This is a genomic window from Bacillus sp. DTU_2020_1000418_1_SI_GHA_SEK_038 (assembly GCF_032341175.1).
Classification (GTDB): Bacteria; Bacillota; Bacilli; order Bacillales; family Cytobacillaceae; genus Cytobacillus.
The window spans coordinates 3,868,290-3,893,397 of record NZ_CP135435.1 but is presented as its reverse complement, the minus strand read 5'-3'; the positions used below and the strand labels follow the sequence as shown (position 1 = coordinate 3,893,397).

Annotated in this window: 24 protein-coding genes, 1 tRNA gene and 1 pseudogene; 17 read left to right on the top strand and 9 right to left on the bottom strand. The window is 39.7% G+C overall.

Features of this window, described 5'->3' with window-relative positions; genetic code table 11:
* Position 1: 1 nt before the first annotated feature.
* The 6 genes and pseudogenes from hisF to RRV45_RS19450 all read left to right on the top strand — a co-directional run bounded on the left by hisF (position 2) and on the right by RRV45_RS19450 (position 4,679).
* Entirely contained in the window at positions 2–760 is a 759-nt protein-coding gene (gene hisF, locus RRV45_RS19475) for an imidazole glycerol phosphate synthase subunit HisF (RefSeq protein WP_315666310.1), read from the top strand.
* Positions 757–1,398: a bifunctional phosphoribosyl-AMP cyclohydrolase/phosphoribosyl-ATP diphosphatase HisIE gene (gene hisIE, locus RRV45_RS19470; protein WP_315666309.1), complete on the top strand. Its 642-nt coding sequence runs from the start codon at positions 757–759 to the stop codon at positions 1,396–1,398. The genes hisF and hisIE overlap by 4 nt, the downstream gene beginning before the upstream one ends.
* Before the next feature lie 711 nt (positions 1,399–2,109).
* Complete coding sequence (locus RRV45_RS19465; protein ID WP_315666308.1) at positions 2,110–2,295, top strand: hypothetical protein; 186 nt, start codon at positions 2,110–2,112, stop codon at positions 2,293–2,295.
* Between the two features lie 287 nt (positions 2,296–2,582).
* Positions 2,583–2,984 (top strand): hypothetical protein, encoded by a 402-nt coding sequence (locus tag RRV45_RS19460; RefSeq protein WP_315666307.1) that lies wholly within the window; start codon positions 2,583–2,585, stop codon positions 2,982–2,984.
* A 505-nt stretch (positions 2,985–3,489) separates the two neighbouring features.
* Positions 3,490–4,005 (top strand): annotated as a pseudogene (locus RRV45_RS19455) (DinB family protein).
* Positions 4,006–4,049: 44 nt separating this feature from the next.
* The gene (locus RRV45_RS19450) at positions 4,050–4,679 is read left to right on the top strand and encodes a class I SAM-dependent methyltransferase (RefSeq protein ID WP_315666306.1); all 630 of its coding nucleotides are present in this window, start codon (positions 4,050–4,052) and stop codon (positions 4,677–4,679) included.
* Between the two features lie 52 nt (positions 4,680–4,731).
* Here RRV45_RS19450 and RRV45_RS19445 read toward each other — a convergent pair whose 3' ends face one another.
* Genes RRV45_RS19445 through RRV45_RS19420 form a run of 6 tightly spaced genes read right to left on the bottom strand, consistent with a single transcriptional unit; the run spans position 4,732 to position 11,161 of the window.
* Entirely contained in the window at positions 4,732–5,910 is a 1,179-nt protein-coding gene (locus RRV45_RS19445) for a hypothetical protein (RefSeq protein WP_315666305.1), read from the bottom strand.
* Complete coding sequence (locus RRV45_RS19440; RefSeq protein WP_315666304.1) at positions 5,907–7,235, bottom strand: F390 synthetase-related protein; 1,329 nt, start codon at positions 7,233–7,235, stop codon at positions 5,907–5,909. The genes RRV45_RS19445 and RRV45_RS19440 overlap by 4 nt, the downstream gene beginning before the upstream one ends.
* The gene (locus RRV45_RS19435) at positions 7,228–8,079 is read right to left on the bottom strand and encodes an MBL fold metallo-hydrolase (RefSeq protein WP_315666303.1); all 852 of its coding nucleotides are present in this window, start codon (positions 8,077–8,079) and stop codon (positions 7,228–7,230) included. Before RRV45_RS19435 ends, RRV45_RS19440 begins: the two co-directional genes overlap by 8 nt.
* Positions 8,069–9,061 (bottom strand): NAD-dependent epimerase/dehydratase family protein, encoded by a 993-nt coding sequence (locus RRV45_RS19430; protein WP_315666302.1) that lies wholly within the window; start codon positions 9,059–9,061, stop codon positions 8,069–8,071. Before RRV45_RS19430 ends, RRV45_RS19435 begins: the two co-directional genes overlap by 11 nt.
* Positions 9,061–10,182: an ATP-grasp domain-containing protein gene (locus RRV45_RS19425; protein WP_315666301.1), complete on the bottom strand. Its 1,122-nt coding sequence runs from the start codon at positions 10,180–10,182 to the stop codon at positions 9,061–9,063. The genes RRV45_RS19430 and RRV45_RS19425 overlap by 1 nt, the downstream gene beginning before the upstream one ends.
* Complete coding sequence (locus RRV45_RS19420; protein WP_315666300.1) at positions 10,172–11,161, bottom strand: beta-ketoacyl-ACP synthase III; 990 nt, start codon at positions 11,159–11,161, stop codon at positions 10,172–10,174. Before RRV45_RS19420 ends, RRV45_RS19425 begins: the two co-directional genes overlap by 11 nt.
* 274 nt (positions 11,162–11,435) lie before the next feature.
* Between RRV45_RS19420 and RRV45_RS19415 the strand changes: the two genes are divergently transcribed.
* The 7 genes from RRV45_RS19415 (at position 11,436) to RRV45_RS19385 (ending at position 18,409) form a co-directional block, all read left to right on the top strand.
* Positions 11,436–12,938: a tetratricopeptide repeat protein gene (locus RRV45_RS19415; RefSeq protein WP_315666299.1), complete on the top strand. Its 1,503-nt coding sequence runs from the start codon at positions 11,436–11,438 to the stop codon at positions 12,936–12,938.
* Between the two features lie 116 nt (positions 12,939–13,054).
* The gene (gene trxB, locus RRV45_RS19410) at positions 13,055–14,005 is read left to right on the top strand and encodes a thioredoxin-disulfide reductase (protein ID WP_315666298.1); all 951 of its coding nucleotides are present in this window, start codon (positions 13,055–13,057) and stop codon (positions 14,003–14,005) included.
* A gap of 463 nt (positions 14,006–14,468) precedes the next feature.
* On the top strand, positions 14,469–14,927 hold the full coding sequence (locus RRV45_RS19405; RefSeq protein ID WP_315669092.1) for an NUDIX hydrolase: 459 nt from the start codon (positions 14,469–14,471) through the stop codon (positions 14,925–14,927).
* 27 nt (positions 14,928–14,954) lie between these two features.
* Entirely contained in the window at positions 14,955–15,848 is an 894-nt protein-coding gene (gene rapZ, locus RRV45_RS19400; protein ID WP_315666297.1) for an RNase adapter RapZ, read from the top strand.
* Positions 15,845–16,828, top strand: a complete 984-nt coding sequence (locus tag RRV45_RS19395; protein WP_315666296.1) for a gluconeogenesis factor YvcK family protein — start codon at positions 15,845–15,847, stop codon at positions 16,826–16,828. Before rapZ ends, RRV45_RS19395 begins: the two co-directional genes overlap by 4 nt.
* Before the next feature lie 351 nt (positions 16,829–17,179).
* Positions 17,180–18,121: a DNA-binding protein WhiA gene (gene whiA, locus RRV45_RS19390; RefSeq protein ID WP_315666295.1), complete on the top strand. Its 942-nt coding sequence runs from the start codon at positions 17,180–17,182 to the stop codon at positions 18,119–18,121.
* 30 nt (positions 18,122–18,151) lie between these two features.
* Positions 18,152–18,409 carry an HPr family phosphocarrier protein gene (locus tag RRV45_RS19385; protein WP_315666294.1) on the top strand — a complete coding sequence of 86 codons (258 nt, stop codon included), beginning with the start codon at positions 18,152–18,154 and terminating at the stop codon, positions 18,407–18,409.
* Positions 18,410–18,452: 43 nt separating this feature from the next.
* On the opposite strand, the gene clpP is transcribed toward RRV45_RS19385, so the two are convergent.
* Entirely contained in the window at positions 18,453–19,058 is a 606-nt protein-coding gene (gene clpP, locus RRV45_RS19380) for an ATP-dependent Clp endopeptidase proteolytic subunit ClpP (protein WP_315666293.1), read from the bottom strand.
* 507 nt (positions 19,059–19,565) lie between these two features.
* On the opposite strand from clpP, the gene RRV45_RS19375 reads away from it, so the two are divergent.
* A tRNA-Arg gene (locus RRV45_RS19375) sits at positions 19,566–19,637 on the top strand.
* Positions 19,638–19,860: 223 nt separating this feature from the next.
* On the opposite strand, the gene RRV45_RS19370 is transcribed toward RRV45_RS19375, so the two are convergent.
* Positions 19,861–20,118, bottom strand: coding sequence for a hypothetical protein (locus RRV45_RS19370; RefSeq protein WP_315666292.1), 258 nt, complete (start codon positions 20,116–20,118; stop codon positions 19,861–19,863).
* Positions 20,119–20,134: 16 nt separating this feature from the next.
* Positions 20,135–21,748, bottom strand: a complete 1,614-nt coding sequence (locus RRV45_RS19365) for an L-lactate permease (RefSeq protein ID WP_315666291.1) — start codon at positions 21,746–21,748, stop codon at positions 20,135–20,137.
* Positions 21,749–22,300: 552 nt separating this feature from the next.
* Between RRV45_RS19365 and rpoN the strand changes: the two genes are divergently transcribed.
* The 3 genes from rpoN (at position 22,301) to RRV45_RS19350 (ending at position 25,081) form a co-directional block, all read left to right on the top strand.
* Positions 22,301–23,638, top strand: coding sequence for an RNA polymerase factor sigma-54 (gene rpoN, locus RRV45_RS19360; RefSeq protein WP_315666290.1), 1,338 nt, complete (start codon positions 22,301–22,303; stop codon positions 23,636–23,638).
* A 38-nt stretch (positions 23,639–23,676) separates the two neighbouring features.
* Entirely contained in the window at positions 23,677–23,922 is a 246-nt protein-coding gene (locus tag RRV45_RS19355) for a glutaredoxin family protein (RefSeq protein ID WP_315666289.1), read from the top strand.
* A gap of 136 nt (positions 23,923–24,058) precedes the next feature.
* Positions 24,059–25,081, top strand: a complete 1,023-nt coding sequence (locus tag RRV45_RS19350) for a sugar-binding transcriptional regulator (RefSeq protein ID WP_315666288.1) — start codon at positions 24,059–24,061, stop codon at positions 25,079–25,081.
* The last annotated feature ends 27 nt before the right edge of the window (positions 25,082–25,108 follow it).

The window sequence follows — 25,108 nt, the reverse complement described above, 5'->3', positions numbered from 1 at the left end:
CATGCTAACAAAACGCATCATTCCATGCCTTGATGTAAAAGAGGGCCGCGTTGTGAAAGGAATTCAATTTGTTCAGCTTCGTGATGCTGGTGATCCAGTGGAGCTTGCCCGTTTTTATGATGAGCAGGGGGCGGATGAGCTTGTTTTTCTAGATATATCTGCTTCCGTTGAAGGCCGAAAAACGATGGTTGAGGTCGTTCGTTCGGTTGCTTCTGAATTGGCGATCCCATTTACAGTTGGCGGCGGCATCAACTCATTAGAGGATATGAAAAGAATTTTACGAGCTGGGGCAGATAAGGTTTCTCTGAATACAGCTGCGGTTAACAATCCGAATTTGGTTACAGAGGGAGCCAAGTTTTTCGGTTCACAATGTATCGTTGTCGCGATTGATGCCAAGTACGATTCAGAGCTTGGGTCATGGCGTGTATATACTCATGGGGGCCGGACACCCTCCGAATGGGAAGTCATCGAGTGGGCGAAGGAAGTGGCTCAGCTTGGTGCTGGCGAAATCCTGCTAACAAGCATGGATTCAGATGGAGAGAAGAATGGGTTTGATATCGCTGTAACGAAAGCGGTCAGTGAAGCGGTATCGATTCCGGTCATCGCTTCTGGAGGGGCAGGGAATGCTGAGCATTTTGCCGAGGCCTTAATTGATGGGAAAGCAGATGCCGCGTTAGCAGCTTCGATTTTCCACTATAAAGAAACGTCTGTAGCCGAAGTGAAGGCTTATTTAAAGGAAAAAGGGGTGCCTGTCCGATGAATATCGAAGAATTGACATTTGATGAAAAAGGCCTCATCCCGGCCATCGTTCAGGATGCGACAACACGTGAAGTATTGACATTAGCCTACATGAACCGGGAATCTCTTGAAAAATCAATCGAGTCAGGCGAAACGTGGTTTTTCAGCCGTTCTAGACAGGAGCTTTGGCACAAAGGAGCGACAAGCGGGAACACCCAGCGAATTGTCGAAATGAAATTCGACTGTGACAAAGATGCAATTGTGGTGCTCGTTGATACTGCTGGACCTGCATGCCATACTGGGGCAGTGAGCTGTTTTGAGGAGAGCCTTTATCCATCGGGCGAATCTGCTGGCAGCCTCTCAGACTATAGCATTCTCTTGTCCCTTGAAAAATTGATTCAAGAGCGGGAAGCGGAACGACCGGAAGGAGCCTACACGACCTATTTATTTGAAAAAGGCGTAGATAAAATTTTGAAAAAGGTCGGCGAAGAAGCGGCCGAGGTAATTATCGCCGCAAAAAACCGCGACAAAGAAGAGTTGAAATGGGAAGCGGCCGATCTGCTCTATCATTTACTTGTGTTGCTTAGAGAGCAGGAGCTTCCGTTTAAAGAAGTGCTAAGCGTTTTGGATAAAAGACATGAAAAGAAATCGGCTGAATAGCATATGAATGAGGAGACCAAATCACATGATTGATTTGGTTTTTTTAGTTTACTTTCTTTAATTTCGAGTACTTCTGAAAGGTGAAGCAAAAAAATGAGCTCCTACGGGGAAAACTAGAAAAAGTGCCGTCTCATTGCCCGTTCAAGGTTAAAAAGGTGTTCCTCGGTAAAAGAAGCGCAGTCTCATTACCCGTTCAAGGTTAAAAAGGTGTTCCTCGGTAAAAGAAGCGCAGTCTCATTACCCGTTCAAGGTTAAAAAGGTGTTCCTCGGTAAAAGAAGCGCCGTTTCATTACCCGTTCTGAGTTAAAAAGTCGATCCTCGGTAAAAGGAACACCGTTTCATTACACGTTTAAGGTTAAAAAGGTGTTCCTCGGTAAAAGAAGCGCCGTCTCATTGCCCGTTCAAAGTTAAAAAGTCGATCCTTGGTAAAAGCACGCCATCTCATTGCCCGTTCTATGTAAAAAAGACGGCGCCTTATATAATAAAGGGTTCAGTTTTGAGGTTTATATTGATAAAATGGCATACTAATCGGCACAGGAATTGACCTGTGCCGTTTTCCATTTATATAAAGGTTATTAAAACTTTATATAAAATTGACAGATGAAATGACATAATGAAATTAAAGAACATTGATTGTTGTACGCTTTAAATAGGACATTAAATATAGCGTCAATTAAGTTTGCGAAATAGTAATTATAGGGGGAGTATTAAATGAGTAGAGACACAAAGAATGTCATTTTGCTGGTTTTAGGGTTAATATTAGTAGCATTATCGAGATTCCCTATTATGTCGCAATCGATAGCGATATTAGTTGGGGTAATTGGAGCAATTGTAATTATCATCTCTGCTATTCTAATATATAGGACTAAAAAGAGTAAAAACGAAGTCAATAATTGAAATTATTTATTTAGGTGTCTTGTTCAATTAACAAGTGCTTAATAAGACATTTTAGATTTGCAGTTTCAAAAAAACTCCATAAACAATAAAAAAAGGCGTGTCAAAACTGTTGTCAGTTTTCACCCTATTTTTATTGTCATTTTAATGAAATACACTTTAAAACGGAACGGTTTACTTTTATAGGTGGCGGTCTTTTTGTAACTTTGAAAGTTAATATATTAATAAGTGCCCTATTTTAATACTTACATAGTTTTTAATCGAATACACTTTACTTGGAGGTGTGCAAATTGAATAAAATTCTTATGCAAGTAAGCAGATATTTTTTAGGTGTTGTTTTCTTGGGGGCAGGTCTAAATGGTTATGTGGTTATTTTTGGATTCGATCCATTTGTACCAACAAGCCCCGAGGCTATGGCATTATTCGAATTTAAATATCTATTAATTGTGGAAAAAACTTTAGAGATTATATGTGGAATTTTACTCTTGATCAATCAATTCATCCCATTGGCCATTGCAATATTGTCTCCAATTGTAGTAAACATTTTCTTACTCCACTTGTTCATAGACCATTCATTACTTCTTTTAGCAGTAGTGCTAATCATCACTTATAGTTATTTGTTGATTTGTTATAGAAAAAATTTTATGAGAATATTAGAGAGAAGACCAAAACCTTCTATTACGGAAGATTAAAATAGCGCTCGTTTAAAACAAACTCACATCAAAACGCTTCTATGAAGTGTTCATAGTGCTCGTTTTACAAAGACTCACATCAAAACGCTTACTATGAAGTGTTCATAGTGCTCGTTTTATAAAGACTCACATCAAAACGCTTACTATGAAGTGTTCATAGTGCTCGTTTTACAAAGACTCACATCAAAACGCTTACTATGAAGTGTTCATAGTGCTCGTTTTACAAAGACTCACATCAAAACGCTTACTATGAAGAGTTCATAGCGCTCGTTTTACATAAACTCACATCAAAACGCTCACCATAGAAAAATAAATGAACTAATCAAGATAAATATATTGTGTAGAATGGCGTTCCTTAATTTATTGGGGAACGTTTTTGTCATTTAGAAAGTTTGAAAAGAAAATTACTTAAAAGTGCTGATTTTGCGCAACAGGGCATTTATGCTGAAAAGAATTACATTCAAAAAGAGGAATTTGTGACTGAAAAGCTAATCCCTATAAGTAAATGAGGAAATATATTGAGGTGCTTAAAATAAGAAAATTCTTTGAGTACAATTGGGAGATAAGAGATGAATGGTTTCAATGGTGTGAGCAGCTGACGGCAGAGGAATTAACTAAAAAACGTATTGGGGGTGTAGAAAGTATTTTATATACACTTTTTCACATTATTGATGTGGAATATAGCTGGGTTCGGGGGATTCAAGAAAAAGAGGATAGGGTATTCAAGTTTAGTGATTACGGTACCCTTAGAAAAGTTAAATCTCTCTAGGATGAACTTCGAAGTGAAATAAGAGATTTTTTAGAGACAATTGCCTATATAAAGGATGATCTTGTGAGTGTTCCGTGGGACCAAGACAAGTATACAACTGATGAAATTTTACACCATGTTGTCGCCCACGAAATTCATCATATTGGCCAACTTTCTGTTTGGTCAAGGGAATTAAATTTAGTTCCTGTCCATGCAAATTTTATTGGGAGGAAATTGGACTTCATTGGGGATAAATACGGGAAATTCAATTGAACAAACTGAGCTCGTAAAATTTTAAGCTAATTGGAGGGGCATACATGCTAAACAATCAAGGATTTAATTTATGGGCGGATAATTATGATAAGACGGTTCAGGTTAGTGAAGAAAACAACCTTTATCCTTTCGCTGGATATAAAAAAATTCTTAACACTATTTTTAATGAAGTGATGCAAAAAATTAACTCTAAAGTATTAGACATTGGGTTTGGGACAGGCGTATTAACAAGTAAACTATATGAAGCTGGACATCAAATTGATGGTTTAGATTTTTCATCCAAAATGATTTCAATAGCTAAATTAAAAATGCCGAAAGCAAATTTAATAGAATGGGATATTTCGAATGGAATCCCTGCCGAATATCTAAACAAAAAGTACGATGCGATCGTCAGCACGTATACATTACATCATTTAACAGATAAAGAGAAAATATCATTCATAAAAACTCTGATACCCCTTCTTAAAGAGGAAGGAAAAATATTTATTGGCGATATTTCTTTCGAAGCAAGGGAGCATCTTGAAGAATGCCGGAAAGAAAGTATTGATTACTGGGACCATGATGAATTTTATTTTGTATATGAGGAGATAGAATCTTCATTAAAGAATGATTGCCATTGTGAATTTTATCCGATTTCTCACTGTGGTGGAGTATTTGTCATAACAAAGCGATAGAGTAAAAATAATAAAGGAGTGGCAAACGGATCATTGCTGCTCCTTTATTAAATTAAAATTTCATCTTCCTCGCCATCGGTACGACAACCCAGTCCATTAACCTCTTCAAAAAGGTCCAAATCCATCTAGATTTCAGTGGAAGATGCTTATTATAGAAGAACGTGTATTCAATTTCTTGAACAGCCCCGCGGTTTCTTTTAAAGTTTCCGGCTCCAGCGCTAAAATGGCCAACAAAATTCTTTTCAAGCACTTCATCAGTAATTAAATAAGACAATAGGCGATATAACCCATTCGCTTGTCCTTTATCCATTTCATAGCCGAAAATGGGGGTGGTTAAAACGCCATCACGATGAAAATAGCCGATCACTCCATCATAGGTGTTCTCTTGGGAAGTATCGAAATCAACATGATTAGCTATTTGTTTAAGCAACTTAAAATGCATCAATCGGTGGTCCAATATATTTTTAAAATAATGCCAAGTAAACTGTGGGTTATGTTTTGAATATTTATCTATATAAAGCTGCTCATAATGGCTTTTAATAATCGGGATGAGTGCTTCAGTTACGTCCTTGCCTTCAATAACCGTATATGAGCTTTGTTCCATGAATTTTTTATCTCTAAAAAAGTCTCTTCTCCTCCTATTGCTTAACTCTCTAAAGTAATAGGGTTGCAGCAAATAAACTGACCGAGACATAATTCGCTCATACGAATTTCTTTCAAAAGCCTCGAACATCCCAGGATAAAGCCCTTTCACAATCGACCGAAATTGAATCGTATGATGAGGAAAGCGCCCGATTAGAAATTGCGTAATCCGGTCTATCTGTGAATGGCTTAGAGGAAAATACAAATTAGTCGAAAGAAACCAATTATTTACCGATACAATTTTATTAATCGCAGTCTGCCAAAAAACAAATCCAATGAAATCAAGACCTTTCGAAAGGAATTTTTCCAGTCGCGGCTTTTTTAATTCCCACAGCTCCTCTTTCGCATAAGAAATATAGTGCGTATAAGGGGAGCAGACATAAGAGTTATCAAATTCCTTATCATTCACTGTTACAGGCATAACAAGATCATCGATTTCTAATAGATACACGTCTGCACGAACATTTGTAATATACTTTTCCACACCGTCACGAAGAATCGGGGAAAAATAATCACGGACATAGGCGCCATCCTTTTTGCTCGCCCAATTAATTTGATCCAATGATGATTTGTCATGAAGACTGATCATGTTGGGATGCTGCCTTTCATTTGACTTTCAATCCGCTTTAATTTTTTTTCAGACGGAAGAATATCATAAGGTGTGAAGTGGACAATTGGTATTAACAGGCCTTTTCCAGCCCAAAGCTTTGTCAATTCGCGCTCAATCTTCTCTTGAACACGCTTCTCATTCCCTCGAAACTTCACCTTAACCTCAAGCTCCTCCCAATTTTTTTGAATGACCTTATATTCTAAAATATCTTCAGAGGAAAACATAATTGCTCTTCTGATAAAATCAGGAAAAAGGGGAGAAAGCTCGCCGCTGTCAGCCTGTTTCCCATAGAAAATATCATCGCAGCGCCCGTCAATCCTCTCCAATGCAAGGTAGTGGGAGCCGCATGGACAAGGGCTTACTCTCTCAACGAGTATGTCATTCAAACGATAGCGAATAATCGGCTGGGTCGTACGGCTGAAATCGGTAATAATCGGAACAAAAACCCCGTCATCCAAATATTCCTTTTCAATAACGACAAGATCTTCATTCATATGCAAGGTGCCATGGGAACAGGTTGCCGCCAAAAAACCTTCTGTACATTGATATACCTGATGCAGAGTTTGCTGGAAAACCCCTTCTATGTAGGTCTTATCAATATCTTCTAGCACCTCAGCCACCGAAACTATTTTCCTAGGATGAATCCCAATGTCCCCATTTGCCTGCCAATCCGCCACTTTTCGTAAAATAGAGGGAGGGCCAATCACAATGGTAGGCTGAACCGCTTTTAATTTCCGGATATGCTCCGCGAAATCATCCAATAAATCAAAAAAGTGAAAAGCAATTCGGCCATTTTCTGTAGAAGTATAGAGATTATTATTAGCCCTTAAGAAGAAAGCAATCTGGTGCTTTCCCAAAATACTGCCCGGCAAAACCTTCGCCAAAATTGTTCCTGCCCAAAGTGCACTTTCCTGATCAGATATAAGGAAAATCCCTCGATTCCCGCTTGTCCCTGATGAGAGGCCTACAGAGATATCCCCAATCTTAGGTGAAAAATCCCTTGAATTCTCCGCTTCAAATGCAACTTGAAGAGCTTCTTCTTTTTTGATCCCGACCGTATTAAGGGAATCAAAATTCTCCATCATGACGGACTTATCTATCATTGGCAGCTGATCCCAGCGATTGTGTGTAATTTTTTCCTCGTAACCTTTGTAAAACTGCCGATAGAAAGGGGAGGATGCAAGCACAAATTCCAAATGCTTCTTTATTTTTTTCTTCTGGTATGCCTCAAGCTCTTGACGAGATGCAAATTTTCGTCCAAATTTAGTCACAATATACTGTTTCAAAATGGACATTTTATTCATAAATAAATCCCCTCTTCGCCTTTTCCCAAGTAATGGAGCAATGAGTTGGCAAGATATCAATTTCTGGTTGAGCCTTTGACAAATGATGAAGTTTTTGAATATGGCTGACATATTGCTTCTTGTCAGCAATAAGCAGGTTGGCGATTTTAAGTGGATAAATCAGCTGCTCGAAAGCCTCGCTCACCCATACTGCATCTGCACATAGAAAAACGCGTTTTCCGCTCATCAGCTTAATGAAAATGCCGAACTGCCCGACCGCATGCCCTGTTAAATCAACCGCGACAAGCGAATCATCACCAAACACAGCGTACCCTTTCTCAAATTCACCAAAACTTTCATCTAAGTCAATTGGAGTTAAACAGTCAATAAAAGTGAGCCTTTCATCAAGATCTACTGGCAGTAAATCCAGTAAGCAGCCCTTTGACAGCGCCTTGAATTTGCTGTTATGGCGAATATTCTCGTAAGCTGTTTCAAATGTATATACCTGTGCCTTAGGAAAGTCCTTTAGCCCAGCAGTATGATCCCCATGAAAATGCGAGAGAAAAATGATGCTGATTTCGTCCGGTGAAATTCCATCCTTCAGTAATTGATTTTTAATCGACTTCTCTTCGGAAAAATAAACCGGTGTGAGCTTCGCATAAACCGAGTATGGAAACCTTTTTGTTGCCTCAAGAAAATGAGAAGCGTATCCTGTATCAAACAAAATATAACCGTGTGTTGAATGCTCCAAGAGCCCAACAATCGCTGGAAATTCAATCGATTTAAATCCTTTGTCCGGGTTCACAATTTTTTCAGGATGTGTACAATAGCCACATTCGTATAACTTTAACATCTTAATGCTCATTTTTCTTCCACCAATCTACAAAATGCTGAATCCCTTCTTCGATGCTGACCCGCGGATGGTAGCCAAGCTCCTGCTTTGCTTTTTCAATGTTTAATGTTTGTGATTTGGACAGGACACTTACTGTATAGCGGGTAAGAATCGGCTCCTTCCCGCCAAGAAAAATGGACGACACATGCTCGAGGACCTTTGCAATGAAAAATGCCTTCTTAAACGAAATATCTTTATAGGAAAAAGTTTTTCCAAGCTGCCCCATAACTTCTTCAATCATCTCGTACAGATTCACGCGAACACCATTTGTTATATTGTATTTCTGTCCAAGTGTCTGCTCCCCTGAATTCATGCACAGGATTAAGGCGTCCACGACATTTTCAACATAGGTGATGTCCACTTCAACTGTACCATCGCCAATTTTCGGAAACATGCCTTTTTCACAAACTTTTACTAAACGAGGCAGAATCGCGTTGTCACCTGGGCCAAAGATTGCCCGCGGACGGATCGTCACGACCGGAAGCCCGTCCTGGAAGGCCTGATCCATTTCCTGTTCAGCCAAGTATTTCGTTTTGGCGTAGTGATTGACGAATGTTTCAGGGAACTGATCCGATTCCTTTACATCTAATCTTTCGTCATAATGAAAATACAGGCTTGGAGTCGACACATGAATAAGCCGCTTTACATTCGCTTGCTTGCAGCCTTCAATAATATTCTTAGTGCCGATAACATTGGAGTTATAGAAATCATCATATTTTCCCCATGGAGAGGAAAGGGCACCGGTATGGAAAACATAATCCTGTCCGTGACATAAGGCGAGAATGCTCTCCTTGTCCTCCAAGGAACACGTAATAAACCGAACGCCTTGCTTGTTCAGCTGCTTGCCAATCGCCTGATTCCTTCCGATTGCTGTCACATCATACCCCAATTTTTGTAAGCGTACAGCCAGTTTTTGTCCTAAAAAACCAGTTCCGCCCGTTACTAATATTTTCATTAATCTTCCTCATCCCAACTAATATCTGATGTTGACTGCTGGATCATCGTTGTGCCATTCGTTTTACTTTCCTGCCAAAGTGCATACATGCTATAGAATTGAAAGAAAAATGGCGTAAGATCCTGTAAACTCCACGTAATGTCCCGATAAGTGAGCAAGGTTTTAAGCCAATTCATAAACCCACGGCCTCGCTTCCAATTATCAAAGCCATAAGCCAGCAAAGCGAGGCAAATAGCCATCTTTGTTTCTAGATCGGGGTAAAGAGTATTTTCGGTATCGTCAAAAAAACACTCCGCCGCTTGATGATCAAATAAATGCAGCCCGCTCGTTGCTCGAGGATTGCATTCAATCGGAATCGCAACATCCTCATAATTCACGATAAAATCAAAGGATATTTGCCCCGTAAACTTCAAATCCGACACAACCGTTCTAACAAAATGTTCAATATCCTTCCGCTCACAATAACTAAAAGCAATCGTTGCGCCGATCCCCGCTGTAAAAGTAGTTTCATAGACAGAATGGGCAAGCAGTTTCCCATCTCGAGCAATGCCATAAGAGCAATATTGCACCCCATCAATTTTTTCCTGTGCAATCCATGACGAGTCAAAGAGAGATGGATTAAACGCATCCTTATGAAGGAAAACAACATGATCCGAAAATCGGGAATACACCCGTTTTAAAACCAATTCACCATCGGGCATCTCTTTATTAGCAGAGCATTTTACTGTTTTAGGCGCCTTAAATCCAAGCGCATTTACATACTCAATAAAATCAAACTTATTATGAAGCAGCAGCATTTGTGCAAAATCACCTACCAAAACCTCGCAGTAAGGTGAAATTGCATCCTTATATTTTGAAATATAAAAGCTTTCCTCACAGGTCGGAATGAGAAGACCAATTTTATTCTCTTGAATAAATTCTACAAGCTCCGCAACAAAATCCTCAGTCCGAAACTTTGGAGAAGAATAGAGAAAGTAACCTTGAATGGATGTAGAAGACTTCGTTAAAGCATATGAGATACTATCAGCCGCATACACCTCATGTCCGCTATCCTTCAGAATTCTGCATAAATGCAACGTAACAGGGGCACGTGCTCCCGTTACTAAAACTTTAATACTCAAGGATGATTCCTCCAATGGAAAGCCCCGCAGATGTACCTAATAACAATAATCGATCGCCCCGTTTTATTTTTCCTTGTTTAATAGCTTCATATAAAGCCATCGGAATGGAAGCAGCAATCATATTTCCATAGTTTTCGATTATGGACATGAACTTGCTTTCAGGGACATTTAATTTCCTTCTAATAATTTTCATGGCAGCTGCACTTGCCTGATGGGGAATAACCATATCAATATCCTCCATCGTCAAATCGGTTTGCCTAAACAATTTTTCAATAAAACTAGGAATTAATTTTGAAGACATTTTGAAAATTGCCCGGCCATCCATATAAAATAGGAAGTCTTCCTTTGTTTCCTCACGATGCTCTCTAGGGTGAATTTTCGTACCGCCGCCGCGGATTTCCGATAAATGCGCCCCGGCACTATATGTCTCCATATGGGAGGCAAGAATTCCAGAAGAACCGTCCGTTCTAGACAAAACAACAGCAACCGCCCCGTCCCCGAACAAAATGCTGCTTTCATCCTGCTTCCAATTAATCCCGACAGAGGAAATCTCACTGGATATTAAGAGAACATGTTCATATCTGCCTGCAGCCATAGCGTAGGAAATCATATCTAATGCCGTCACAAAGCTCAAACATGTTGAATTTACATCAAAGCAAGGAATTCCAGAATGCTGTAAGCCCAATTGTTCTTGAATTAAGGAAGCATTGCTCGGAATAGCCTGCTCGATTGTTCCGCTGCCGCTAATGATGCAATCGATTTGGGAAAACGATAGACATGCGTCCTGTAAAGCAAGCTTAGCTGCTTGTGCTCCCATAAACGAAGCCGTTTCATCCGTTACAAAATGCCGCTGCTTCACCCCTGATTTATTTTCTGACCAGCCATCCTGTGCACCAATCATTCCATCAATTTCTGATGCTGTTACTAACCGTTTCGGCAAATAGGACCCGATTCCCTGTATCTTTACATTTCGTCTCATGATGTCACACCTCATGTTAAGATCATTCATATAAAAATAAAATAACAGATACAACTTGAAATTACTTTAAAATTTTCAAAAAAATGTTGTTTTTAAGTTAGTGCCTTCCTATTAATAGGCACTATTGCTATTTGTATGCGAAGGGTCTCCTTGTTGTACTTAAAACAAGTAATCAAGAGGGTGATTGCGAAATAAGTTAATATTCTCCAATCCCTTCTCCAACAGCTTGTTCTTATGATATACTACTTGAGTTAATATGAAGGTGGAGGATTTCATGAGCAAAGACTCTAAAGCTAGAAAAACAACAGGAAAATTACTATTATTTAACCCGACAGGTGAGTATTATTTTGCAAAAGGCTTAAAGGCTTACCACAAAAGGGATCTTTATAAAGCAAAAAAATATTTACAGCGCGCGGTGCATCTAGAGCCAAATGAGCCCATGATTGTCTGCCAATTAGCTGTTATTTGTTCGGAATTAGGTGAGTATCAACAGGCGAACCAGCTTTTTTTGGAAATTATCGAAGAGCTTGATGCAGATATGGTGGAATGCCATTATTTTCTTGCCAATAACTATGCTCATCTTGGTTACTTTAAGGACGCTTATCATCATGCGAATTTATATTTGGATTTAGACGAGGATGGGGAATTTGCCGATGAAACAATCGATCTTCTCGAATTGCTGACGATGGAAGCAGAAGAGATGGATGAGAAGCTTTACGAGCAGGATGATCTCATTACGAAACAGGAGGAGGCCAGAGAACTTCTTGAATCTGGTCATTTTCCGAAAGCGGTTGAACTTCTTAATTCGGTTATTGATGAATATCCAGAATATTGGTCGGCTTATAATAATTTGGCCCTTGCCTATTTTTATCTCGGAGAAATCCAAAAAGCTGCAGATATTCTAGATAAGGTTTTTGAAGAAAATCCCGGGAACCTGCACGCCTTATGCAATAAGCTTGTTTTCGCCTTTTACGAGCGCGAATATAAGGAAGTGAAGGCGCTTAAAGAGGTCCTGAAAAAAATCAATCCATTATCCATTGAGCACCAGTTTAAGCTTGGGGCAACTCTAGCATTAATTGGCGAGTACGAATCCGCTTTTTCTTGGCTTAGAAGGCTTCAGAAAAAGGGCTTTGATGGAGATGGGGCTTTTTATTATTGGCTATCATATGCAGCCCATTTTACCGGAAGAGAAAAAATCGCCAAATCAGCCTGGGAAAAAGCAGTTGAATTAAATCCGGATAAAGCTGGCTTCGAGCCTTGGAATGATGAAAAGGCGCAAAACAGCGGGTTTGAAAATCATCATGCTTCCATCCTTAAAAAGCTAGAAAGCGAACATATTGAAGAGCGCTTATTTGCCCTGTTCTTAACAGCCATGTCAGATGGAAAAGGACAACTGCTAGCTTCAAAGGAAATGAACCAAAATAATAGATTCTCCCATTTGGAGAGGGAATATGTTTCTTTTATCCGAAAGGGAGGAAAATCGACTCCCGTTCATAATGTTGCCTCATTATTGTATGATAGCTACCACCCAATCGGTACGGTCGAAGCAGGATTATTTCTAATGTGGTTTACTGTTTTTGTTGCGGCCGTAAATCAAAATCAGATCATAAAAAATGATGCAGCGTGGGCAGCAGCTGTTGAATATACGTGGCTTAAAGCGAGAGAGGGAAAAGTATCTCAGCAGCATATAGCTGAAAAATATGGAATTTCTTCATCCACTTTGGGCAAATATGTGAAACTTCTAAAAACAACATCTTCTTCACGAGCAGATTTTTAGACATATTCTCCTAATTTTTATAGGATGAATGTAGGAAGGCCATAATAAAAATATGTCTAATTGATCTAGCCGAAAATATGTCGAAGTAGGCTATTTTATTGAAGGAGTGAAGCAACGTGTCTGAGGAAAAAATTTATGACGTTATCATAATCGGAGCGGGTCCAGCTGGGATGACCGCGGCTGTATATACATCAAGAGGCAGCCTGTCCACTCTGATGATTGAACGCGGTGTTCCAGGCGGGCAAATGGCAAACACAGAAGAGGTTGAAAACTATCCGGGCTTTGATCATATACTAGGCCCAGACCTATCAACAAAAATGTTTGAGCACGCTAAAAAATTCGGTGCCGAATACGCATATGGCGATATTAAGGAAATAATCGATGGGGAAGAGTATAAAACTGTTGTCGCAGGCTCTAAGCAATACAAAGCTCGCGCTGTTATTATTACAACCGGTGCTGAGTATAAGAAGCTGGGTGCCCCAGGCGAAAAAGAATTAAGCGGCCGCGGCGTTTCTTATTGTGCGGTTTGTGACGGTGCTTTCTTTAGAGGGAAAGAGCTTGTCGTAATCGGAGGCGGAGATTCCGCAGTTGAAGAAGGTGTATACTTGACTCGTTTTGCTACAAAGGTAACGATTATCCATCGCCGTGACGAGCTTCGTGCACAATCAATCTTACAGAAGCGCGCCTTCGACAATGATAAAATTGAATTTATCTGGAGTCATACGGTTAAGGAAATCAACGAGAAGGACGGCAAGGTAGGGAGCCTAACACTTGTATCTACAAAAACTGGAGAAGAGCAAGAATTTAATGCAGATGGTGTATTTGTTTATGTAGGTATGCTTCCGCTATCAAAACCTTTCGAAAATCTTGGCATTACAAACGAAAACGGATATATCGAAACGAACGAGAATATGGAAACAAAGGTCCCAGGCATTTTCGCAGCAGGCGATATCCGTGAAAAACAACTCCGTCAAATCGTTACAGCAACAGGAGACGGCAGCATCGCCGCCCAAACTGTCCAGCACTATGTGGAAGAACTAAGGGAAAAATTAAAAATCAAAGCTTAACAAAAAGTAACTCTGTTTTAATTTTCCTGTAACAGTAGTGAAATAAAAGTCGGGTATTATAGAAATAGAAATTGACCCCCTTTTAAAGATATAACCCTTTTTAGCACAGATTCGTCTGTGCTCTTTTTTTTGTTTTAAAAAGGAGCTCTTCCATATCATAAGCTTTCAATTCGTCGCAGATTAACGGGCAGTAATCCCCAAATAAAGTATTTATTGTTCTATATGGGGCTTGAATGGGGAACTGCCCGTAAAGGCCCGATTGGTTCAACTAACCATTAGTAGTGTGAAGGTTGAGAATGCTTTAGTTTTTAATTATGACAACTTTAAAGATGTATATCCTTTGAATACATACTAATGGAAGTTTCACTTTATTGTTACCTTATAACAAAAATAGTATAATGAAGTAACATATGCTGAGTAAGTGATTGAGGAAGTCAGAACGGATAAATTGAGGTGAAGAATGATGCAGCGAGTCACCAACTGTGTATTAATAAAGGATAATCAAGTGCTGTTATTGCAAAAGCCGAGACGAGGCTGGTGGGTAGCTCCTGGCGGCAAGATGGAGCCGGGGGAATCGGTTAGGGACTGCTGCATTCGTGAATATAGAGAGGAAACAGGCATTTATTTACGTAACCCGAATATAAAGGGGATTTTCACCTTTATCATGAAAGAAGGAGACCGGGTTCTCTCTGAATGGATGATGTTTACCTTTTTGGCAACGGAAGCAGATGGCTTAAATGTGGATGAGTCCGAAGAAGGGAAAATTCTTTGGCATTCGCTTGAGGAAATTAAGAAACTGCCAATGGCTGCAGGGGATTACCATATTCTTGAATATATGATTCATGGGAAAGGCATTATTTACGGGACTTTCACCTATACACCAGATTTTGAGCTGATTGGTTACCGATTAGATCCAAGCTAAGTTAGAAAGTGTCAGGGGGAAATTAGTATGAGTACGGGTGCTGTGAATGAAACTCAAATTGTGATAATTACAGGAATGTCGGGTGCAGGGAAAACGGTGGCGATTCAAAGCTTTGAAGACCTTGGTTTTTTCTGTGTTGACAATCTGCCGCCGACACTGCTGCCAAAATTTCTTGAACTTATGAAGGATTCAGGGAATAAAATGAATAAGGTGGCATTAGTCATGGATTTACGGGGACGTGAATTTTTCGATCACCTGTTTAAAGCACTCGATGATCTTTCCGAAACCTCATGGGTAACCCCGCAAATTCTTTTTTTAGATGCGGATGATTCGACATTAGTGCGAAGATATAAAGAAACTCGGAGATTTCACCCTCTTGCTCCTTCAGGCCTGCCTCTGGAAGGGATTAAGCTTGAACGCAACCTATTAGAGGAGCTTAAAGGGAGAGCACAGATTATTTATAATACGACACAGTTAAAGCCAAGAGAGCTCCGTGAAAAAATTCTAACGGAATTCTCTATAAATAAAACTACGATGTTCACTGTCAATGTCATGTCATTTGGCTTTAAACATGGAATTCCGATTGACGCTGATCTAGTTTTTGATGTTCGATTTCTGCCAAATCCCCATTATGTTGATCATATGCGCCCGAAAACTGGGCTTGACGAAGAAGTATACAATTATGTTCATAAATGGACGGAAACAACTAAATTTCTTGAGAAGGTTACAGAGCTATTAAGCTTTATGCTTCCTCATTATAAAAGAGAAGGTAAGGCTCAGCTCGTTATTGCGATTGGATGTACAGGCGGACAGCACCGTTCTGTGGCGTTAGCTGAGTACATTGCCAATTACTTCAAGGATGATTATCATACGCGAATAACGCACCGTGATATTCAGAGGAGAAAGGAAAATGGAAAATGAAGACGAACCGACAGCCGAGAGTCGTCATCATTGGCGGGGGGACTGGATTACCTGTCCTATTACGGGGATTAAAGCAGTACCCCGTTGATATCACTGCGATCGTGACAGTTGCCGATGATGGGGGAAGCTCTGGACGGCTTAGAAACGACTTGCATATTCCTCCTCCGGGTGATATTCGAAATGTATTGGCGGCCCTATCCGATGTAGAGCCGCTGATTGAGGAGATGTTTCAGCATCGCTTCACAACGTCAAATGAATTATCGGGACATTCTCTCGGGAATTTAATCTTGGCAGCTATGACTTCTATTACAGGAAACTTTGTGCATGCCATTCAGGAAATGAGCAAGGTTTTAAATGTAAGGGGCAAGGTGTTGCCGGCTGCGAATCAGAGTGTCGTCTTACATGCCGAAATGGAGGATGGAACGGTTGTTTCAGGCGAATCAAAAATCCCGTACTCTGGGAAAAAGATCAAAAAGGTATTTCTTACACCCAAACATATTAAACCTCTTCCCGAAACGATCTCAGCTATTAGGAAAGCAGATTTAATCATAATTGGGCCAGGCAGCTTATATACAAGCATTTTGCCAAATCTTCTCGTTCCTAAACTTGGGGCAGAGGTTTGCCGTGCAAAAGCAAAAAAGGTATATATATGTAATTTAATGACTCAAGCGGGAGAAACCTATAACTATTCTGCAAGCGATCATGTTCAGGCCATCTATGATCATATGAGCTGTGCTTTCATTAACACCATTCTTGTGAATAGTGAGGATATTCCTGCCCAGGTTCGGGAGCGCTATAATGAAGAAAAGTCCCAGCCGGTCATCTTTGATATTGAGAGACTTCATCAATTAGGGCTTGAAGTAATTCCGGGAGAAATCGTCAGCCTGAAAGATGGGGCTATTCGTCATGATACTAAAGAGGTGGCATCCATGCTATACTCTATTCTAATAGATGAAAAACAAAGATATAATAAAAAATAATATTAGTGGTAGCGCTTTTTGCGCTTGTCTCTCATAGTTGTCTAGCTTCAGCACCTACCCCCGACGTACAAGGACGTACTAGTGTCGACAATGCAACAGGATAAGGAAGGCTACGTCAGCGATACATCGCACGACCAAATGCGGAGCTTTTGGGAGGACGTTGCGTTTTTGTCGACCTCGAGGTCACAAGCCAATCCTCCCAGAAAGGCAAAGCTCACCTTTCCGGGAGGCTCGTCTTGTGCTTGTCGGGGTGACCACAAAGGAAGGCTTCTGCGAATATACATCGCAGAAACAATTTGTCCTTTAATTGTTTCGAAGGTGCTTACGCTTTTCTAGAAAGGGGTGAAGGAGTTGTCTTTCGCTTCAGAAACGAAAAAGGAATTAACGAATCTGGAGGTAAAGGATTGCTGCGGGATGGCTGAATTATCGGCACTGATTCGAATGAACGGATCCCTTTCCTTTTCCAGCAGAAAGTTAATTGTCGATATTCAAACTGAAAATGCAGCGATCGCGAGAAGAATCTATATTCTTATTAAGAAGAACTTTCATGTCCAAGTAGAACTCCTTGTCCGCAAGAAAATGAGATTGAAAAAGAACAATGTGTACATTGTCAGATTGTCTGAACAAGCAAGCGAGATTCTGGATAATTTAAAAATCCTAAGTGAAGGATTCGTTTTTACACATAATATTTCTGAAGAGCTTATTAAAAGGAAATGTTGTAAGCGTTCTTATTTACGAGGAGCTTTTTTAGCAGGGGGTTCGGTGAATAATCCAGAAACTTCGTCCTATCACCTTGAAATTTCTTCGCTTTATAAAGAACATAATGATTCTCTTTGTGAATTGATGAATACTTTTGGCCTAAATAGTAAAACACTAGAAAGAAAAAAAGGATTTATCACATACTTAAAGGAAGCAGAGAAAATTACAGACTTTTTAGGAGTCATCGGGGCTCACAACGCTCTGCTTAGATTTGAAGACATTCGAATTGTGCGGGATATGCGAAATTCCGTTAACCGCCTTGTAAATTGTGAAACAGCGAACTTAAACAAAACGATTGGTGCCGCCTTAAGACAGGTAGAGAATATCCGATTTATAGACGAAACAGTCGGACTTCACATTTTACCGGATAAATTAAGAGAAATTGCAGAGCTGCGTGTGGCGTATCAAGATGTTACATTAAAAGAACTTGGCGAAATGGTTTCTGGCGGTACAATTAGCAAGTCAGGCATCAATCACCGATTAAGGAAAATAGACGAGATAGCAGATAAATTGAGAGCAGGAGAATCTATTTGAAAAAGATTCTATAGGGGAGGAAAGAAAGAAATGTTAGAAAAACAGGTAGAAGTGAAATTGAAAACAGGCTTACAGGCAAGACCAGCAGCATTATTCGTACAGGAAGCAAACCGATTTTCATCAGATGTTTTCCTTGAAAAAGACGGTAAAAAGGTAAATGCGAAAAGCATCATGGGCTTAATGAGCCTAGCGGTTAGCTCAGGTACGGTTATTACTTTAATTGTCGATGGCAAAGATGAAGCCCAAGCCATTGAAGAGCTTGCTGACTATATCCAGCAGGAGCATTAATAAAAAAACAACTCGCCATTAAAATTGCGAGTTGTTTTTTGTTTTACTTATCCTTATCCTTTTTCTCATCTAAACGAGTAATAATTTTATCGACCAAACCGTATTCAAGAGCTCTTTCAGCAGTCATGAAGTTGTCGCGGTCTGTGTCACGAGCAATCACTTCAAGCGGCTGACCTGTGCGCTCAGAAAGAATCGTGTTAAGCTTGTCACGCAGGAATAAAATGCGTTTTGCAGCAATTTCAATTTCAGTCGCTTGCCCTTGTGCGCCTCCAAGTGGCTGATGAATCATCACTTCACTATTTGGAAGTACGTAGCGCTTGCCTTTTTCACCTGCTGCAAGCAGGAAAGCACCCATAGAAGCTGCCATTCCGATACATACTGTTGATACGTCAGCTTTAATATATTGCATCGTGTCATAAATCGCCATGCCCGCTGTAATGCTTCCGCCTGGGCTGTTAATGTACAAGGTAATATCCTTCTCAGGGTTTTCTGCTTCAAGGAATAGCAATTGAGCGACAATAGAGTTTGCCACATGATCATCAATCGCGCTTCCAAGCATAATTATACGGTCTTTTAAAAGACGGGAGTAAATATCATACGCACGCTCTCCCCTGTTTGTTTGTTCAATAACTGTAGGGATTAAGTTCATCTTTAAATTCCTCCTTCAAGGTAAGGTAAACATTCAAAGTCCATAAATCAGAAAAACTTTTCTCAAGTTAGAGAAATGTCTAGCTCCAGCGCCTACCCCCTCGAGGTCACAAGCCAATCCTCCCAGAAAGGTAAAGTACACCTTTCCGTGAGAATCGTCTTGTGCTTGTCGGGGGTGAGCACAAAGGAAAGCATCTGCGAATATTCATCGCAGGAACAATTGTCCTTTGATTGTTCCGAAGGCGCTTCCGCTTTTCTATGTAATATTATGATACACTGATGGTCAATAAAGGTCAAACAATTCGCTTCCTTTACCGAAACTAATCTTTCGACACCGTTTGCTCGCTTTAGCTGTAAAATTCTCTCATATCCATCATACCCGCTGGTACAGTTTTTAAACAAAGGAAGGCTTGCAAAGTTTCGAAAAATATCATATAATATATAATTGTAGCATAATAAAAGGTGCATTAATTCATTAGGCCCCATCGTACCTTATTATTTTTGATATGCCCTCGTGGTGCAACGGATAGCACGTGAGATTCCGGTTCTTAAGATGTGGGTTCGATTCCTGCCGAGGGCGTCATGAAACTCAAAGAGTTCTTATGTTTGTAGAGATTTTTCTACGAGCATAGGAACTTTTTTTTTAGGTGCTTTTAATTGCGAATACCATGAAACACATATGTAATTAAAAAAACGCTCACTAATTGGGGTATAAAGAACTTAACCAATTATATGAGCGTTAATACTAAGTTATTTAACCGTGGTACTGGAAACGTACACACATGGTTTGAGAGGGTCCCTTATTACTGCTCTTCCCTCGTTTTGAGCTTTGTAACTCCTCTGTAAACGTCTTTTTTGGTTGCTTTTTCAGTCGCTTTCTTTCCGTGGATAAACGTTATAGCTGGTGCTGCCAACATACCTGCAAGCATTAATACTAATCCAACGTTCAAAAGGCTAGCGTTACCTTGAGTGCCTCCCACATAGAGAAAAGGAAAGGAAACAAGAGTAACAAGAAAAGCAATCGTTTGAAGTCCTATTTTAGATGTAAAGAATTCCTTCATTTTTAACATCCTCCTCTTAAATAATCAGTGTAGAAACTGTAAGTATGATACCTATCAAAAGAGCAATAACTATGGAAATTGGCAAAATCTTTTTAAGGACTATACCTTCTTGACCAAGGATTCCTGCTGTTGTTGTCCCAAGAATGATTTTACTTGGTGCTAAAACCGATCCAATTGCGCCACCTGCAGTATGAGCTCCTAATATCGCTGCTTCATTTAATTTCAATAGTGAAGAAGTTGCTTGTTGGAATCCGCCAAATAAGATATTGGAGGACATATTACTGCTCGTCATAAATGACCCGAGAAGGCCAATGGCTGGAGCTAGGAATACATAAGTCTGGCCCATAACCCCGGCAGTTCCCATTGCAAGTTCGGTTGTTTGTCCAGTTCCACCCATGATTTTAGACATAATAATTAGTGCAATGACGGCGATTGTAGAAGGAATCGTTTTTTCGATTGTTCTTCTAATAGCCCGTAATCCTCCGCCTTTTTCAATTCTTCCTTTGCTTTTAAAGTAGGCATAACCAATAATGGCAGATAGAAGCAAGAATAACCCAGAATTCGTTAAAGGCATGACAGGTGAATATAGATCAGAAGCATGATTTGCTATACCGAATCCAGTCATTGTTTCAGGATAGCTTAGACCGAATTGCCACTGATTCAAAAATGCCTTTAAAGGTGGGATGAGTAAAACAAGTAATGTAATTCCGGTTAAAACATAAAATGGGACAAATGCTTGATTCATCGAAAGAGATTTATTGGAGCTCATTTCGGCATCCTTATTTTCTCCTCCTTGACGAAGCATTAGTTTACTATCTTGAATATTCCATGATTCCTTGTACATTTTTAGTTTGCCGATAAATAATATAGCTACGAGTGACAGTAATGATGGAATGAATGCTGATATTGCAGGATTCATTGGTGATAAGATCGTTTGTCCTCCACCTTGGATTAGAGAAATAATGATTACTGCCGGTAGTCCCTTCTTAACAGCTGCCCAGCGTCCGTAAACCCAGCTGATAGTGATACCTGTAGCGATATTGATAATCCAAATAAATATAGAAGCCCAGATAGCAGCCTCAATGACAGTTGAGCCTTCAATACCTGTTTGTGAAACTAACGCATCCCAAGCGACAGCTAATGTTCCAAACGTATTGCCCCATGCTTGTCCTAATAAAGCAATGACGACAGCCCATAGAGGTCTTACTCCGAGTCCTACTAATAATGGAGCACAAACTGCGATTGGTACGCCAAAGCCAGTGATTCCTTGTAAAAAGCTGGCGAATACCCAACCAATCGCCATGATTTGAAGAAGTTCATTCGATGTGAACTTTTTTAATCCGTCCCGAATAGAATCAAATGCTTTTGCTTCACTTGTTACTTCATAAATTAGAATGGCTGGCAAAATAATGACAATCACCATTACTGAAGTCCATATGCCCTTTGCACTTTCTAATCCTAATAGTTGTAGATCTGATTTATAAAAAACGATGGATATGATAAATGCAGCTAAGAGTCCGATAGGTGCAGCTTCTGCAGCTCCCCAATTGAACTTCACCATTAGTAAAATAAGAATTATTATAGGTACTGCGGCCATTAGCCACATCAAAATATTTACAGGTAGTTCCATATTACGATTTCCTCCTTATGATAACAACATTAAATATATCTTTTTCTTAATTTCTCTTCAACAGTCATAATGTACAAAAAACCAATGATGGATTGTGCGTGTTGTTCAAAAGAAGAAGTTTGAAAAATATGTAATAAACCTATTTCGGAAAATTTTGTAATCCCTTTGGACACCCACCTAATAGCATTGATGGAATATAAAAAGACGTTTAGGGGGCATACTGAATAACTTTAATATGTACAAAAATAAATTTATTATTAAGGCTCGTTTTTGTACTGAAAAATATGAAGCAAGAATGATGAATTTCATATTCGTTTCCTGCCGAAGGCGCTTCTGTTGAACGGGGATTTTTTATGGAGGTTTGCGTATTTTTTAAAAAAAAGAAATTATTATCCTAAATAATAGAGTTCTGAAAATATTAAAAATTCAAGACACATCAATGGTTTAACTCATTAAGATTAGTGTTTTTACGTTCTAGTCCCTTCTTTAGCCAGTATATTCCCATTCACCATTCGTCCTCCTTATTGTAGAATGGTAAGGGGGGGTTGTGATATGAAGTTACAAGCTGGGTTATGGCAGCAGCAAACATTAAAGTTAACAATGACGCAAGAACTGACTCAGGCGATTGCCTTGTTGCAGTATAATACGCAGGAGCTTTCTGAATTTCTGGAGAATAAAGCATTGGAAAATCCTTTATTGCAAATTGAATCAGGGAACGTTCAAGCGATGGACCCCCGCTTTGACCGAACAAAGCCAGCTAGGAAAAAGTTAGAAAAAGATAAACAACATTGGATTGAACAGATTGGAAAAATAGAACCTTATTTAGATGAGCATATAAAATCTCAGCTGGACTTTAAGCTTATTCAGTCCATTGCAAACGGGGAAAAGGTTTTTGACTACCTTATTGAATGCCTAGATGAAAACGGTTACTTGCGAGTGGAGATGAGTGAAGTAGCGACTCGTTTTCGCATCTCCGATGAAGCGGTTGATAAAGCCATTAACTTATTGCAGGGAGTAGAACCGGCTGGGATCGGTGCACGAAATCTGCAGGAATGCATCCTATTGCAATTAAAAAGAAAACAGCCGAGAAATGATTTGGCTGAGGAAATAATAGAGAAATATTTTGATAGTTTTGCGGATAAAAAATGGAGAGACATCTCCAAAGAACTAGGGGTGAAGATGTCAGAGATTCAAGAGGTCTTTGACTTCATACAAACGTTAAATCCTAGACCAGCAGCTTCCTTTCAGCATGAGAAGTCTGCCTATATTGTTCCGGATGTGATAATTGATTGGGATGGGGAATCCTTTTCTGTAAGTGTCTTTGATGAAGCCTTGCCGAAAATTAGCTTTAATAATGATTATTATAAGAGATTTTCAGCCAATAAAGATAAACAGGTAAAACGATTTTTACAGGATAATCAACAGGATTATTTCTGGATTATGAGGAGCATTGAGCAAAGAAAAGAGACATTAACAAAGGTTTCCTTGAAAATTGTCGAGAAGCAGCAGGAATTTTTCATTAAAGGCCCTGCCTATTTAAAGCCGATGATCATGAAGGAGATTGCGGATGAGCTTGACATACATGAATCAACGGTAAGCCGGGCAGTAAGGGAAAAGTATGCCCAAACACCTTTTGGCACCTTAGAATTAAGATCTTTTTTCTCAAGCACGATTAAGACAACTTCTGACGAAAATACATCATCCAAACAGGTTAAAACGATTATAAGCAAGCTGATTGATGGCGAAAATAAACAAAAGCCACTGTCTGATCAGGAATTAGTTCAGCTGTTGAAGGATCAGGAAGGCATGGTTGTATCTAGAAGAACGATAGCGAAGTACCGGGACCAGCTGGGAATCCCGTCATCCTCAAAACGAAAACGATATGATTGAAACGAATGCAGAATGTTTAGTGGAAAAGGAGAATTGGGATGAACAATCGTACTCTCGTGCTTTATACACGAAATCGCTGTCCTTTATGTGATAAAGCAAAATCGATAATTATGGAATTAAAAGAAGAATGGAATTTCATTTATAAAGAAAAGGACATTGATACAAGTGATGATTTGACCGAAAAATATGGATTGATGATCCCGGTTGTTGAAATTGATGGGTCCGAGGTTCAATACGGGCAAATTGATAAATGGACGATAGAAGAGGCCCTCAAAGGAAATTAAGCCCTAAATAGTTGAACTATTCGATTCCCCCTGCTAAAATAAAATTAGAGCAGGGGTGATTTTTTTTTACCTAAGTGGGACACAATATGACTATGAGGGACGTATAATGTCCACAAGAAGTAAAAGGGGCAAAAAAATGAACTCAATTATCGATATTCAAAAAAGATTATTACCTGATTTACTGACCATTATGCAAAAAAGGTATCAAATCCTGCATTATATCGGCTTAATGGAGCCAGTAGGGAGAAGGAGTTTAGCTGTTAGCCTTAGCTTGACAGAAAGAGTGCTTAGAAGTGAGGTTGAATTTTTAAAAGGCCAGAGTCTTATAGTAAGCACTAGTTCAGGGATGAGTTTAACCTCTGATGGCAAAGACCTTCTTAGTCAGCTTCGAGAAGTAATTAGAGACATAACAGGTATTCAGGCAATGGAGGAGGAGCTTCACAGAAAGCTGGGCATTCAAAAAATTATTATTGTGCCAGGTGACAGCGAACACTCCCCATGGGTAAAAAGCGAACTTGGCAGAGCTGCGGCTGCTTATATGAAATCAAACATTAAACGAAATGATGCTATCGCGGTTACCGGCGGTTCGACAATGGCGGCTGTTGCTGATAGGTTAACGCCAGATTTCTCTGAGTTTGATTTGCTTTTTGTACCGGCAAGAGGCGGTATCGGTGAGGATGTAAAAAATCAAGCTAATACGATTTGTGCAGCAATGGCAGACCGCACGAATTCCAGCCACAGAGTTCTCTATGTTCCTGACCAGGTCAGCCAAGAGATGTATAACACTATGATGAGAGAGCCTGAAATTAATGAAGTCTTGGGATTAATTAAGTCTGCCAGCATGGTTTTACATGGAATTGGGGACGCTATGGTAATGGCAGAGCGCCGAAAAACAAATGAAAATGACATGGATTTAATAGTTAAAGAAAAGGCTGTAGGAGAGGCATTTGGGTATTACTTTAATGAAGACGGCCAGGTCGTTCATAAGGTACAGACCATTGGGCTTCAGCTTCAGGACTTAATCAATATTCCCCATATTCTTGCTGTGGCAGGCGGGGCTTCTAAGGCAAAAGCAATATCATCCTATTTGAAACAAGCGCCGTCATCTACTGTTCTTATAACAGATGAGGGAGCTGCAAATGAGTTAATAAAGAATTAAATATATAAATACACATTTTTGGGAGGA